Below are 13,055 nucleotides of genomic sequence, written 5' to 3' on the forward strand. Positions count from 1 at the left end.
GGCTCCTGCCGACGCGGGCAGCGCTGCCACTGCGACGGCGTCGACGGCGCAGGCCCCGACGGCGCGTCGTCGCGGTTCGCGTCGCGCGGCGACGTCGACGGGTGCGCCCGCACGAGCCGGTGAGGCGAGCGTCATGACGGTGCCGGCGGCGTCGGCATCGACCGCACCGTCCGAGGCATCTGAGTCGGGCACGTCGACCTCAGCTACGCCGTCGACTTCGGCGGCACTGGCGAGCTCCAGCACGGACACGGCATCGACCGACGGCCCGACGCAGGGTGCCGCATCGACGTCGGATGCTCCGGCGGACGCCACGTCATCGGCAGTCGTCACCTCGTCGGCCGGCACGACGCCGGCGCCGACGAAGCGTCCCCGTCGCCGCGCCGGTTCGAGCGCGGGTGCGCCCGTCACTCTGCAGCCGGTCGACCTCAGCGCGCCGGCGTCGTCGTCGGCCCCGTTGACGAAGGTCGCAGGGGAGGCCGGCTCGGCGTCGAACTCGACGGGTTCGACCACGACGGGCGACACGACCACCGCGAACGACACGGCCACGGCCCACAACACGGCTACGGCGAGCAGCACGTCTGACGCGGCGTCGGCTGCTGCTGGCGAGCAGAAGGCTCCGGCGCGCAAGAAGCGCGCTCGCGTCAGCTCGCCCGCCGGGGCACCCGCGCCGAAGGCGCCGAGCGACGACTGATCGATCACGCGGGGCGCGCACCACGTCGTCCCCGATGATCTTGGGGGCCGAAACTCCGCATGGCGGAGTTTTGGCCCCCAACCGTCGTCGTGAGGACTGCAGTCCCGCATGGCGGAGTTTCAGACCTCAAACGCCGTGATGAGGGAAGCCGCGCCGACAGCCGACAGCCGACAGCCGGCGGGCCATCAGGACGATTTGGGCCCCGCACCCGCCGCCAGGTATTCTTTACGTTTGGTGCGCCCACCGCGCCCGATGTCCCGTCACCGCCAGCCTGCGCCTCGTGCGTGTGCGCGGCGATACTGGGGTAGCTATCGGCCGGTCAGACAGAGCGAGCGTGCCATGACGAAAGAGAGTCCAACGTGTACGCGATTGTTCGCGCGGGTGGTCGCCAGGAGAAGGTCTCCGTCGGCGATGTCCTCCTCATCGACAAGGTCTCGGCGCAGCCGGGCGAGAGCATCGAGCTGAAGCCGCTCATGCTCGTCGACGGTGCCGACATCACGGTCGAGGCCGACAAGCTGGCCGGTGTCAAGGTGGCCGCCGAGGTCGTCAAGGCCGCCAAGGGCCCGAAGATCACCATCATGAAGTACAAGAACAAGACGGGTTACCGCAAGCGCCAGGGCCACCGTCAGCCGCTGACGCAGATCAAGGTCACCAAGATCGGCTGAGCCCCGCGCTCACCCCTGATCTTCCACAGATTTCGAAAGAGGCTCTGACATGGCACACAAGAAGGGTGCATCCTCGACCCGCAACGGTCGTGACTCCAATGCACAGCGACTCGGCGTGAAGCGCTTCGGCGGCCAGGTCGTCGGCACGGGCGAGATCATCGTCCGCCAGCGCGGCACGCACTTCCACCCCGGCGAGAACGTCGGCCGTGGCGGTGACGACACGCTTTTCGCCCTCGCCCCGGGCGCCGTCAAGTTCGGCGAGCGCAAGGGCCGCAAGGTCGTCGACATCGTCGTCGAGCCGGAGATCACGGCCTGATCGCTCACGCGATCATCTGATCACCCCGTGTGAGGGGGTGAGCCCGCGCGTCGCGGCTCACCCCCTCACGCGCGTCTCGGAACGCTCATAGAATCAACGTGGTGACGCATCGACGCGGCACCGCATCACGGCGGCACCACGGGCCTCACGGGCCCGGCCGCGCCACGCGCCTCGCGCGCGCCGAAAGGAATCACCATGGCAATCAACTTCGTCGACCGCGTCGTCCTCAACGTGACGGCCGGCAACGGCGGGCACGGCGTCGCCTCCGTGCATCGTGAGAAGTTCAAGCCGCTCGGTGGCCCGGACGGCGGCAACGGCGGGCACGGCGGTGACGTCGTCCTCGAGGTCGACCCGCAGGTGACGACGCTGCTCGAGTACCACAAGAGCCCGCACCGCAGCGCGCAGAACGGCAAGCCGGGTGCCGGTGACGAACGCAACGGCGCCGACGGCGACGACCTCGTCCTGCCCGTGCCGGAGGGCACCGTCGTCAAGGATCGCGACGGCACGATCCTCGCCGACCTCGTCGGTTTCGGCAGCCGTTACGTCGCGGCCGCCGGTGGCCGCGGCGGCCTCGGCAACAAGGCCCTCGCGAGCCAGCGGCGCAAGGCGCCCGGTTTCGCGCTGCTCGGCGAGCCGGGGGAGAGCAACGACATCGTGCTCGAGCTGAAGACGCTCGCCGACGTCGCCCTCATCGGTTTCCCGAGCGCCGGCAAGAGCTCGCTCGTTTCCGTCGTCAGCGCCGCGAAGCCGAAGATCGCCGACTACCCGTTCACGACGCTCGTGCCCAATCTCGGTGTCGTGACGGCCGGTTCGCAGCGTTTCACGATCGCCGACGTGCCCGGTCTCATCCCCGGCGCGAGCCAGGGCAAGGGCCTCGGCCTGGAGTTCCTGCGTCACGTCGAGCGCTGCTCGGTTCTCGTCCACGTCATCGACTGCGCGACGCTCGAGCCGGGCCGTGACCCGATGAGCGACCTCGACACGATCGAGCACGAACTGAGCGAGTACGTCGCCGACGAATCCCTCGGCGGCAAGCCCCTTTCCGAGCGCACCCGCATCGTCGTGCTCAACAAGGCCGACGTGCCGGACGCCCGCGAACTCGCCGAGATGGTCAAGCCCGACCTCGAAGCACGCGGCCTCGAGGTGTTCATCGTCTCCGCCGTTGCGCACCAGGGCCTCAAGGAGCTGACGTTCGCGCTCGCCAAGCACGTCGAGCAGGCGCGTCAGGAGGTCGAGTCGGCCGTGCCGGCGCGCGTCATCGTGCGTCCGAAGGCCATGGACGACGCCGGGTTCCGCATCGTGAAGGAGGGTGGCACGCACGGCACGCTGTTCCGTATCGTCGGGGATCGCCCGACGCGCTGGGTGCGCCAGACCGACTTCAGCAACGACGAGGCCGTCGGCTACCTCGCCGATCGTCTCAACCGACTCGGTATCGAGGAGGAGTTGTTCAAGGCGGGCGCGGTGCCCGGCTCGACCGTCCTCATCGGTCCCGGCGACAACGCTGTCGTCTTCGACTGGGAGCCCACCCTGCAGGCCGGCGCCGAACTGCTCGGCGCCCGCGGCACCGACCTACGCCTCGAGGAGGCGTCGCGTCCGTCGCGCGCCGAGAAGCGCGACGAGTTCCACAACCGCAAGGACGGTCAGCGTCTGGCGCGCGAAGAGCTCGCGGCCGAACGTCAGGCCGGAGTCTGGACCGAGCACGAGAGCTACCGCACCGAGGAGTGACGCGCCCCGCGCGTCGGTGCAGCAAGGAGTCGCCCGATGAACGCAGACGCCACGACGACTATGCCCGACGAGCACGCCACGCGTGCGGCTGACGTGCGCGACGAGCACGATCATGCCGAGCACGCCCCGCAGACGCCCCCGACGACCCCTGCCGTCGACGGCGACGCGGTGCGCGCGCAGGTCCGCGAAGCCAAGCGCGTCGTCGTCAAGGTGGGGTCGAGTTCGATCACCCACACGAGCGGCGGCATCAACCACGAGGCGCTGACGGAGCTCGTCGGGGTGCTGGCCGAGCGTCGGCACGCGGGCAAGGAGGTGCTGCTCGTCTCCTCCGGAGCCATCTCTGCGGGGATGGGCCAGCTCAGCATGCCGACGCGCCCGACGGAGCTGCCGCAGGCGCAGGCCGCAGCAGCCGTCGGGCAGGGACAGCTCATGTCCGCGTACTCGCTGCTGTTCCAGGGTCTCGGGCTGACGATGGGGCAGGTGCTGCTGACGACGGAGGACGTCACCCGCCGCGCCACGTACCTCAACGGCCGCTCGACGCTGCAGACGCTGCTCGAGTTCGGCGCGGTGCCCGTCATCAACGAGAACGACACGGTCGCGACGCAGGAGATCCGCTTCGGTGACAACGACCGGCTCGCGGCGCTCGTCGCACACCTCGTCGACGCCGACGCGCTCATCCTGCTCTCGGACGTCGACGCCCTCTATGACGGTCCGCCGAGCCGCGAGGGCACCTCGCGGATCCCGTTCGTCGCGGACGTCGCCGCGATGGATGACGTCGAGATCGGCGGCACCGGATCCGGTGTCGGCACCGGGGGCATGCGGACGAAGGTCGACGCGGCGCGCATCGCGACCGCAGCCGACATCCCGACGATGCTGACGTCGATGCCGAACGCGCGCCACGCGCTGCTCGGCGAGCAGGTGGGCACGGCATTTGCGCCGACAGGTCGTCGTCGCAGCGCGCGACGCCTGTGGCTCGCGCACGCGACGCACCCGGCCGGGCGCCTCGTGCTCGACGATGGCGCAGTCGAGGCCGTGCGGACGAAGGGGCGCTCGCTGCTTCACGCGGGTGTCATCGAGGCGCAGGGGCGATTCCTCGCAGGCGACGCCGTCGACCTCGCCGACCGTCACGGCCACGTGTTCGCGCGCGGGCTCGTCAACTACGACGTCGCCGACGTGCACCGTGCCATGGGGCGCACGACTCGCGATCTGAGCGACGCCATCGGCCCGGCTTTCGAGCGCAGCCTCGTCCACCGCGATCATCTGGTGCTGCTGCCCTGAGCCACTTGTTCGGCCCGGGGGAGTAAAGTGAGCCTTGCCTATGATCGCCGCGTCCCGCGACGATGCGAGTGCTCCGAAGGTGAGGCCCATGACGACTCTCGACCTGCTGCGGCCCGGCTCCCACGCCACCGTCGTCGGATTCGATGCGTCCCGGTGCGCCGACGCCGTCCTGTGTCGCCTGCGCGAGCTCGGCTTCCGCGAGGGTGAACAGATCGAGGTCGTGCGCCGTGCGCCGATGGGCGATCCGATGGTCTTCCGTGTCTGCGACTACGAACTCTGCCTGCGTCGGCGTGACGCGGGTGCCATCCGCGTCGACGTCCTGTGAGCTGCCACGCCCCCGATGACGTCGCGACAGCGGACGCCGCGACGAGCACCCGCGTCGCGCTGCTGGGCGCGCCGAACGCCGGCAAGTCAAGCCTCTTCAACCGACTCACCGGTCTGCGCGCGAAGACGGGCAACTACCCGGGCGTGACGGTGTCGCGTTCGTTCGGAGACGTGCGCGCAGGCGGGACGAACCTCGTCCTCGAGGACCTGCCGGGCACCTACAGCCTCGAGGCCGTGAGCCCCGACGAGCAGGTCGTCGTCGATGCCCTCGCCGGCCGACTCGACGGCGTGCCGGCACCCGACGCGCTCATCGTCGTCGCCGACGCCACGACGTTGCGACGCTCGCTGCCCTTCCTCGCGCGCGATCGCGTTGGGCAAGCCGACGATGCTGGCCCTCACGATGATCGACGAACTGCACGCGCGCGGCGGCCACCTCGACGTCGCAGCCCTCGAGCGGGCCCTCGGCATGCCGGTGCGGGCCGTCATGGCGGCGACGGGCGCGGGGGTCGACGACATCCGCGCCCTGCTCGCCGACGTCCCCGCCTGGACGCGGCCCGTCGTCAGCCCGCCGACGCAGGATGCGCAGCTCGCGCCATGGTCGCGTTCGGTGCTCGCGGCCGCCGAGTACATGCCCGCCGGGCAGGACACGCGCTCGCGGCGCATCGACGCGGTGCTGCTGCACCCGGTCGCCGGTCTCGCCGTGTTCTTCGCGACGATGTTCCTGTTCTTCCAGGCCATCTTCACCGTCGCCGCGCCGCTGCAGGATCTCGTCGAGCAGGGGTTCGCGTGGCTCGGCGCCCAGGCGCAACACATCCCGAACGACACGCTCGCCTCACTCGTCGGCAACGGCATCATCGGTGGTGTCGGCGCGACGCTCGTCTTCGTGCCGCAGATCATGCTGCTGTTCCTCGTCCTGTCACTGCTCGAGAACGTCGGGTACTTGTCGCGCGCGGCGTTCCTCATGGACCGGATCATGGCCGCCACGGGGCTGGAGGGCCGCGCGTTCGTCGCGATGCTCAGCTCGTTCGCATGCGCGGTGCCAGGCATCATGGCGACGCGCACCATCCCGTCGTCACGCAACCGCATCGCGACGATCATCACTGCGCCGCTCATGACGTGCTCGGCGCGCCTGCCTGTCTACGTGTTGCTGACGTCGCTGCTCGTCGAACCGGGGCAGCGGTACGGGCCGTTCAACGCGCAGGGCCTCGTGCTCTTCGGGTTGTACGTGCTCGGCGGGCTGTCGGCCCTCGTCGCGGTCGCCGTGTTCAAGGCGACGGCGCTGCGCGATGCGTCGCTGCCGTTCTACATGGAGATGCCGCCGTACCGCTTCCCGTCGATCCGCAACGTCGTGACGACGATGTGGCACTCGGTGCGTATGTTCCTGCGCAAGGCCGGCGGCATCATCCTGACGACGACGGTCGCGCTGTGGGTGCTGCTCAACTTCCCGGCCCGCGGCGCCGAGACCGCCGGGATGGGCGACACCGAGAAGGCCGCGTACGTCATCGACCACTCGTATGCCGCCTCGATCGGGCGGTTCATCGAGCCGATCTTCGCGCCGCTCGGGTTCGACTGGCACATCTGCGTCGGGCTGCTCGGCGCGACGAGTGCGCGCGAGGTCTTCGTCGCGACGCTCGGGCAGGTGGCGAGCGCGACCGACCCCGAGGACCCGCGCGCGGCGCTCATGAAGATGACGTTCAGCGACGGCCCGCACGCCGGGCAGCTCGTCTTCACGACGGCGACGGTCGTCGCGCTGCTCGTGTTCTTCGTCTACGCCCTGCAGTGCGTCTCGACCATCGCGATCATGCGTCGCGAGACGAACACGTGGCGCTGGCCGGCGATCGCGTGGGCGTACATGTTCGTCCTCGCATGGGGCATGGCGTTCTTCGCTCGCCACATCGTGCTCGCGCTCACATGAGCGACCTCGCCCTGCACCCGGAGGCAACACCCGATCCAGACGTCGTGCGGTGGCGCTTCTCCGGAGCGCGGTGCGACGTCCCGCTCGGAGCGCTCGCGGCGTGGCCCGAGGCGCTGACGCGCGCGGGCGTCGGCGACGTGGTCAGCGAACCGGGCGCGCTCGTCGTCATGCTGAGCGCGCCGCACACATGGGCGAGTGACGGAGCAGCCGTGCGCGACGCGCTGAGCGACGTGCTTGCTGACGCGTCGAGCCGATTCGTTGCGCGTGAGCCCGGCGGCGTCGAGCCGAGCGATGCCTCGAGCAACGCCGACGGGGACGCCGTGGGCGAGCTCGACGAGGGCGCTGCCGACGACACCGAGATCGCCGAGCAGGCCCGAGTGGTCGTCGCGGACGTCGCCGAGCAAGTGGCGCACTCGCACGGCGGCGACATCACGCTGCTCGGCGTCGAGCGCGGCGTCGTCACCGTCAGCCTCACGGGCGCGTGCGACGGCTGCCCCGCGGCGGCGATGACGCTGCACCGGCGCATCGAGGACGAGCTGCGCGCGCGGGTCGGCGGGGTGCGCGAGGTGCGTGCCCACACCGTGAAGAAGCGCTCGGGCGGACTGGAGCGAGGCGGGCGTGCGCTCCTACAGTGGGCGCATGAGCGACGTCGCTGAAGAAACCCGTCACCGCATCGAGACCGCCGGTCGCGCGGCGCGCGCCGCGTCGAAACGCCTCGCGCTGCTCTCGCGCGCCGAGAAGGATACCGCGCTGCTGACGCTCGCCGACGCCGTCGAGGCCGCGTCCGCGACGATCGTCGCGGCGAACGAGGAGGACCTGGCGCGGGGCGCTGCGGGCGGCATGAGCGAGAGCCTGCAGGATCGGCTGCGGATGACGCCCGAACGCGTCACCCAGGTCGCGCAGGCGCTGCGCGACGTCGCGGCGCTGCCCGACCCCGTCGGCGAGGTGACGCGCGGCAACACTCTCGCCAACGGCTTGCAGATCAAGCAGGTGCGCGTGCCGATGGGGGTCGTCGGCATGATCTACGAGGCGCGCCCCAACGTCACCGTCGACGCAGCGGGGCTCGGATTGAAGAGCGGCAACGCGATGATCCTGCGCGGCGGCTCGGCCGCCGCGGCGACGAACGCCGCGATCGTCGAGGCACTGCGCGCCTCGTACGAACAGCAGGGACTCCCCGCCGATGCGGTGCAGTTGCTCGACGGCGGCCACGACGACGTGACGGCGCTCATCACCGCGCGCGGTCTCGTCGATCTCGTCATCCCGCGCGGTGGGGCCGCGCTCATCGAGGCGGTCGTCACCGGTTCGAGCGTGCCGGTCATCGAGACGGGCACGGGCAACGTCCATGTCTACGTCGATCGCGCGGCGGATCTCGACATGGCGCTCGACATCACCGTGAACTCCAAGACGCACCGGCCGAGCGTGTGCAACGCGGCCGAGAGCCTGCTCGTGCACGCCGACGTCGCCGAGACGTTTCTGCCCCGCGTGCTCACCGAGCTCGCCCAGCGCGGTGTCGTCCTGCACGCCGACGAACGCGCCGCTGCCCTCGCCGGTGGCGTCGCGACCCAGCCCGTCACGGATGAGGCGTGGGGCACCGAGTTCCACGGCCTCGAGATGTCGGTCGGTGTCGTGGACAGCCTCGAGGGGGCGATCGCCCACATCGATGGCTACTCGACGCATCACACCGACTGCATCGTCACCGAGGACCGCGCGGCAGCGCGCACGTTCGCCGCGCAGGTCGACTCGGCCGTCGTCATGATCAACGCCTCGACGCGTTTCACCGACGGCGGCGAGTTCGGCTTCGGCGCCGAGATCGGCATCTCGACGCAGAAGCTGCACGCACGCGGCCCGATGGCGCTCGCGGAGCTGACGACGACGAAGTGGATCGTCGACGGCGACGGCCAGATCCGCTGACGTCACTCGCGCCGCATCCTGACGACGGTCCCGACGTTTCGGGGTGACGCTCGGCGCCTGAAGCGCGTTCGTCGCGGCACGGCGCCCGGCGTGTCATGACGCCTGGGCGAGCACCTCGAACCCGGGTTCGGCGACGGGGTGTGCTCCGCCTGCGCGGGAACCACTCTGTGTCTCGACGCCGTAGCGAGCATCATCGCCCGTGCCCTGGCCCCCGGCCTCGAACGAGTCGTAGGCGACGTAGCGGGTCGGGCGCGCCTGGGCCGTTTGGAACAGGCGGCCCACGTACTCGCCGAGCACGCCGAGGCACAGCAGCTGCATCGCGCCGAAGCCGCTGACGACGACGATCGTGGACGCCCATCCGGTGATCGAGTGACCCGTCAGCTTCGAGACGACGGCGAATGCGGCCACCGCGAAGGCGAGGACGAAGCCGGCGAGACCGAACCACGTCGCGAGGCGCAGCGGAGCGCTGGAGACGCCCGTGACGGAGTCGAGCGTCAGCCTGATCATCTTGCTCAACGGGTACTTCGACTCGCCGGCGGCCCGCTCGTCGCGGCGGTAGCCGACGTCGGCCGACGGAAAGCCCAGGGCCGGCACGACGAGGCGCAGCACCCGGTTGGTCTCCGGCAGCGCGAGGACGGCGTCGACGGTCGTGCGCGACATGAGTCGGAAGTCGCCGGCGTTCATTGCCCCACGCGCGCCGAGGCGATGCATGAGTGCGTAGAACGCCTCGGCGGTGACGCGCTTGAAGGCGGTGTCGGTGCTGCGGTCGGTGCGCACGCCGTAGACGACGTCGACGTGTTCTCGCTCGGCCACCTCGAGCATCTGGGCGATCACCTCGGGTGGATCCTGCAGATCGGCGTCGATCGTCACCATCCAGCGTCCCCGGGCTCGGGCGAGGCCCGCGCTGATCGCCGCCTGGTGCCCGGAGTTCGCGCGCAGCTGGATGAGACGCACCTGCGGCCACGTCCGACGCATCGCGTGCAGGAGCGACGCGGTCGCGTCGCGGGATCCGTCGTCGACGCACACGACCTCGTACGGCACCTCGAGCCCGTCGAGGACGGGGCGCAGGCGTTCGGCGAACAGGGGCAGGACCTCTTGCTCGTCGTACATCGGGACGACGACGGACAGGTGGGGTGCGCCGTTGGGGAGGGTGTCGAGGCTGGGGTGGGAGGTCATGGCTACCTTCTCGGCGGATCGGCTCGTGCGCGGTGGCACCGTGTCGATCGAGACGTTAGGAAGGGTCGCTGTCATCGGGCTGTGCTGAGGCAGTATCCTTGCTTTCATGACGTCGTTCGTTTCGCTTGTCGCCGCTGTGGATGTTCCGGAGCTCGAGGAGAACCACATCGCCATGCCGCCGTGGGCCTTTGGTCTGATGGCCCTGTGCATCTTCGGCCTGTTGTTCGCGCTGCTGTGGGCCTTCCGCAACACCGCGGCCCGCTACGGTGCCCCCAAGGGCCACGGCCCCGCCGGTGTGCGAGGTGGGGGTCAGAACCAGGGTGTGAACCACTGACATCACGAATCGGGGTCATGGGCGGCACGTTCGACCCCATTCACCACGGTCACCTCGTCGCGGCGAGTGAGGTTCAAAGCCTCCTCGACCTCGACGAGGTGATCTTCGTGCCCACGGGTCAGCCGTGGCAGAAGGCCGGACGAGATGTCGCGCCGGCCGAGCACCGTTATCTCATGACGGTCATCGCGACGGCGTCTAACCCGCGCTTCAGCGTGAGCCGCGTCGACGTCGACCGTCAGGGCCCGACGTATACGCGCGACACGTTGACGGACCTCAAGCGGCTGCGTCCCGATTCGGAGTTGTTCTTCATCACAGGGGCCGACGCGCTCGCGCAGATCCTGTCGTGGAAGGGCGTCGACGAGCTGTGGGAGCTGGCGCACTTCATCGGCGTCACGCGCCCCGGGCACGAGCTCAGTGACGCGGGGCTGCCGCACGATCGCGTCACCCTGCTCGAGATCCCGGCCATGGCGATCAGCTCGACCGACTGCCGTGACCGGGTGCGTGCGAGCAAACCCGTGTGGTACCTCGTGCCCGACGGCGTCGTGCAGTACATCCACAAGTACCAGCTTTATGGGCCCCGAGCGGGCTCCCTCCAGGAGGACTGAGTGTCCGCAACAGACCGTTCCCTCGAGCTGACGCGAGCTGCCGCCCAGGCCGCCGCGGACAAGCTCGCCACGTCGATCACCGCGATCGACGTGAGTGATCAGCTCGCCATCACCGACACGTTCGTGATCGCCTCCGCGGAGAGCGAGCGTCAGGTCAACGCCATCGTCGACGCCGTCGAGGAGGCGCTGCTGCCGCTCGGCGCGAAGCCTCAGCGACGTGAGGGCCGCGCCTCCGGGCGTTGGGTGCTCATCGACTTCGGTGACATCGTCCTGCAGGCCTTCCACGAGGAGGACCGCGAGTTCTACGACCTCGAGCGCCTGTGGCAGGACTGCCCCGTCATCGAACTCGAGCTCGACGAGCCCGCCGACGCGTGACGCCGACGTCCCCCGAGAATGACCCGCTGCGGCGGGTCATTCTCTTGCGTCATGGGCGCACGGCGTGGAACGAGCAGGGGCGCTGGCAGGGCCGCCTGGACGTGCCGATCGACGACGTGGGGCTCCGCCAGGCCGAGCGTGCCGCGGCGCTGCTCGTGCGCGACGGTTCGATCACGCGCCTCGTGACGTCGCCGGCGCGGCGCGCGGCGCAGACCACGTCCGTGCTCAAGGGTGCATTCGACCTGGCCGGTCGGCCGCTCGTGCGCACCGAGGACGCTCGGCTCGTCGAGATCGACATGGGTGCGTGGGCCGGTCTGACGCACGCCGAGGTCGCTGCGAGCTGGCCCGACGCGTCGGCCGCGATCGCGCGTGGCGACGACGTCCGGCGCGGTGACGGCGGCGAGACGCTCGCCGAGGCGACGGCACGCGTCGAGGCGGGCGTGCGTGATGCCGTGTCGTCGGCAACCCCGGGGGAGAGTGTGCTCGTCGTGACGCACGGCGCCGTCATCCGCGGGGTGGCGGGTGCGTTGGCGGGGCTGACGCCGCAGACCGTGCGCACGTCGTTCCGGAGCATCGACAACTGCCACTGGGTGACGCTCGTCGAGCGTCGCGATGGTGGTTGGGCCATCGAACGCTGGAACGCGGGGGAGTGAGCCTGCGGGCTCGTGGGCTCTGTGGTGCGGCCGCGTCTTGCCGTGTCGGCGGATCGGCATTCATGTCTCGGTTTCCGGGCTTGGTGCTCGCGGCGGAGTGGGGGTGGGGCAACCTCGTGAAGGGGCCGTCGGCGCCGCGTCAGGCGTGGCATGATCAGGGCGGATCGCACGCGGACGAGGAGAGAGGCTCAAGTGAGCGAGCACGGCAGCAGCACGTCGATGGAGCGATGGTTGGGGATCGAGGGTGGTTCTCGACCGATGGGGCGCCCGGAGTGGCTTCGCGTTCTCGCGGCTCTCGCGCTCGGGTTGGTGGCCTTCGTCGCCGTCATTCTCGTGGCGCGGTCCCTCCTTCCTGACAGCGTCCTCGACGACGCGTTCGGGGCGTGGTTGCCGCCGATCCTCGGTGGTGTCGGGATGGGCTTGGCCTCACCGGCGATCAACCATCTCGTGGGTGTGCCCGTCGCGGGCCGTGCGGACGAGGCCCGTCGCGGGGACGAGGTGCGGCGATGAGTCGGCACGCGGGGCGCGAGCGCAAGCGGATGTCGCCGCGCACGTTCGGGCGGCTCATGAACTTCTACCCGCCGCTGGTGGGCATGGGATTGCGGGTGAAGTCGTTCTCGGACGACTGGAGCGAAGCGCGCGTCGAACTCAAGCTCAATCGGCTGAATCGCAACCAGAACGGCACGGCGTTCGGTGGGTCGATCAACGCGATGACGGATGCCTTCTTCCCGTTGCTGCTCATGCATCAGTTGGGTCCGGAGTATCTCGTGTGGGATCAGGCGTGTGAGATCGAGTTCCGTTCGCCGGGCACATCGACGGTGTACGGCGTGTACGAGATGCCCAAGGACATCGTCGAGGAGATCCGTGCGCAGGCCGCTGACGGGTCGAAGGTGTTGCGCTGGTTCGAGTGTGATCTGACGTTGGCTGACGGCACGGTCGTCGCGCATGCGAGGCGCCTCGTGTATGTGCGCAAGAAGCGTCCGAAGGCGGCGTGACCGTTCGCGGGTCGAGGTTCGCGGCGTGCGTGCGGGTGATTTGCTTCGTGGGTGACCGGCCGGTTAAGGTACACGGGTTGCTCACGAGGTGAGTG

At 69.9% G+C, this 13,055-nt stretch carries 16 protein-coding genes and 1 pseudogene; 15 read left to right on the forward strand and 2 right to left on the reverse strand.

Annotated elements, in window-relative coordinates; all coding sequences use genetic code 11:
• Window positions 1-699 (reverse strand): hypothetical protein (locus HMPREF0321_RS03245; protein WP_006944314.1); only part of this gene is annotated, 699 nt, incomplete at its 3' end.
• Between the two features lie 351 nt (window positions 700-1,050).
• Here HMPREF0321_RS03245 and rplU point away from each other — a divergent pair.
• From rplU to HMPREF0321_RS03285, 9 genes and pseudogenes are all read left to right on the forward strand, one after another.
• Window positions 1,051-1,356, forward strand: a complete 306-nt coding sequence (gene rplU / locus HMPREF0321_RS03250; protein WP_006944318.1) for a 50S ribosomal protein L21 — start codon at window positions 1,051-1,053, stop codon at window positions 1,354-1,356.
• Window positions 1,357-1,405: 49 nt separating this feature from the next.
• Complete coding sequence (gene rpmA / locus HMPREF0321_RS03255; protein ID WP_006944241.1) at window positions 1,406-1,672, forward strand: 50S ribosomal protein L27; 267 nt, start codon at window positions 1,406-1,408, stop codon at window positions 1,670-1,672.
• A 195-nt stretch (window positions 1,673-1,867) separates the two neighbouring features.
• Window positions 1,868-3,394 (forward strand): GTPase ObgE, encoded by a 1,527-nt coding sequence (gene obgE, locus HMPREF0321_RS03260; protein ID WP_006944300.1) that lies wholly within the window; start codon window positions 1,868-1,870, stop codon window positions 3,392-3,394.
• 36 nt (window positions 3,395-3,430) lie between these two features.
• On the forward strand, window positions 3,431-4,672 hold the full coding sequence (gene proB / locus HMPREF0321_RS03265; RefSeq protein WP_006944298.1) for a glutamate 5-kinase: 1,242 nt from the start codon (window positions 3,431-3,433) through the stop codon (window positions 4,670-4,672).
• A gap of 88 nt (window positions 4,673-4,760) precedes the next feature.
• Entirely contained in the window at window positions 4,761-4,997 is a 237-nt protein-coding gene (locus HMPREF0321_RS03270) for a FeoA family protein (RefSeq protein WP_175282459.1), read from the forward strand.
• Window positions 4,994-5,293 (forward strand): annotated as a pseudogene (locus HMPREF0321_RS16945) (FeoB small GTPase domain-containing protein); the annotation flags it as partial. The gene HMPREF0321_RS03270 and the pseudogene HMPREF0321_RS16945, both read left to right, overlap by 4 nt.
• An 88-nt stretch (window positions 5,294-5,381) precedes the next feature.
• Window positions 5,382-6,911, forward strand: coding sequence for a ferrous iron transport protein B (feoB, locus tag HMPREF0321_RS03275; RefSeq protein ID WP_254653962.1), 1,530 nt, complete (start codon window positions 5,382-5,384; stop codon window positions 6,909-6,911).
• Window positions 6,908-7,567 carry a NifU family protein gene (locus HMPREF0321_RS03280; protein ID WP_006944169.1) on the forward strand — a complete coding sequence of 220 codons (660 nt, stop codon included), beginning with the start codon at window positions 6,908-6,910 and terminating at the stop codon, window positions 7,565-7,567. The genes feoB and HMPREF0321_RS03280 overlap by 4 nt, the downstream gene beginning before the upstream one ends.
• Window positions 7,551-8,822 (forward strand): glutamate-5-semialdehyde dehydrogenase, encoded by a 1,272-nt coding sequence (locus HMPREF0321_RS03285; protein ID WP_040014386.1) that lies wholly within the window; start codon window positions 7,551-7,553, stop codon window positions 8,820-8,822. Before HMPREF0321_RS03280 ends, HMPREF0321_RS03285 begins: the two co-directional genes overlap by 17 nt.
• A gap of 93 nt (window positions 8,823-8,915) precedes the next feature.
• On the opposite strand, the gene HMPREF0321_RS03290 is transcribed toward HMPREF0321_RS03285, so the two are convergent.
• Window positions 8,916-9,998, reverse strand: a complete 1,083-nt coding sequence (locus HMPREF0321_RS03290) for a glycosyltransferase family 2 protein (protein WP_006944291.1) — start codon at window positions 9,996-9,998, stop codon at window positions 8,916-8,918.
• A gap of 106 nt (window positions 9,999-10,104) precedes the next feature.
• Between HMPREF0321_RS03290 and HMPREF0321_RS03295 the strand changes: the two genes are divergently transcribed.
• The 6 genes from HMPREF0321_RS03295 (at window position 10,105) to HMPREF0321_RS03320 (ending at window position 12,960) form a co-directional block, all read left to right on the forward strand.
• The gene (locus tag HMPREF0321_RS03295) at window positions 10,105-10,332 is read left to right on the forward strand and encodes a hypothetical protein (RefSeq protein ID WP_006944208.1); all 228 of its coding nucleotides are present in this window, start codon (window positions 10,105-10,107) and stop codon (window positions 10,330-10,332) included.
• A 17-nt stretch (window positions 10,333-10,349) separates the two neighbouring features.
• Window positions 10,350-10,937: a nicotinate-nucleotide adenylyltransferase gene (gene nadD / locus HMPREF0321_RS03300; RefSeq protein ID WP_006944269.1), complete on the forward strand. Its 588-nt coding sequence runs from the start codon at window positions 10,350-10,352 to the stop codon at window positions 10,935-10,937.
• Window positions 10,938-11,312 carry a ribosome silencing factor gene (gene rsfS / locus HMPREF0321_RS03305; RefSeq protein ID WP_006944260.1) on the forward strand — a complete coding sequence of 125 codons (375 nt, stop codon included), beginning with the start codon at window positions 10,938-10,940 and terminating at the stop codon, window positions 11,310-11,312.
• Complete coding sequence (locus HMPREF0321_RS03310; RefSeq protein ID WP_006944190.1) at window positions 11,309-11,965, forward strand: histidine phosphatase family protein; 657 nt, start codon at window positions 11,309-11,311, stop codon at window positions 11,963-11,965. Before rsfS ends, HMPREF0321_RS03310 begins: the two co-directional genes overlap by 4 nt.
• A gap of 192 nt (window positions 11,966-12,157) precedes the next feature.
• Window positions 12,158-12,475, forward strand: coding sequence for a hypothetical protein (locus HMPREF0321_RS03315; RefSeq protein ID WP_006944245.1), 318 nt, complete (start codon window positions 12,158-12,160; stop codon window positions 12,473-12,475).
• Window positions 12,472-12,960 (forward strand): DUF4442 domain-containing protein, encoded by a 489-nt coding sequence (locus HMPREF0321_RS03320; protein WP_006944176.1) that lies wholly within the window; start codon window positions 12,472-12,474, stop codon window positions 12,958-12,960. Before HMPREF0321_RS03315 ends, HMPREF0321_RS03320 begins: the two co-directional genes overlap by 4 nt.
• Window positions 12,961-13,055 lie beyond the last annotated feature (95 nt).

The organism is Dermacoccus sp. Ellin185 (genome assembly GCF_000152185.1).
Taxonomy (GTDB): domain Bacteria; phylum Actinomycetota; class Actinomycetes; order Actinomycetales; family Dermatophilaceae; genus Dermacoccus; species Dermacoccus nishinomiyaensis.